This is a genomic window from Psychrobacter sp. 16-MNA-CIBAN-0192 (genome assembly GCF_040309565.1).
Classification (GTDB): domain Bacteria; phylum Pseudomonadota; class Gammaproteobacteria; order Pseudomonadales; family Moraxellaceae; genus Psychrobacter.
Genome location: NZ_JBEOOX010000584.1, coordinates 1 through 247, shown reverse-complemented (window position 1 = coordinate 247; position 247 = coordinate 1). Strand labels below are relative to the sequence as shown.

The 247-nt window shown below is 49.4% G+C and carries 1 protein-coding gene; it reads right to left on the bottom strand.

Going from position 1 to position 247, the window contains the following annotated elements:
• Positions 1 to 247 (bottom strand): asparaginase domain-containing protein (locus AAEY78_RS14485; protein ID WP_352340143.1); only part of this gene is annotated, 247 nt, incomplete at both ends.

Genomic DNA, 247 nt, shown 5'->3' with positions numbered 1-247 from the left:
AGTGTTGCCCATGTATTCAACCTTACTGTTATGAAGGACGCCAAGTGGACCAAAATTAGGCGCGGCAAAGGTGTGCACTCCGGTAGTATTAGTCTTAGTCACATCGCGGGCGTTAAGTACGGTATCGTTCATTACGACTAAAACACCTCGGCCTTTAGATTCAGGGTTAGCAGCGATGGCAACCGCGTTATAAAGATTCATCGGACCATCGGCACTCATCGCGGTTGATGGACGCATTGCACCAACG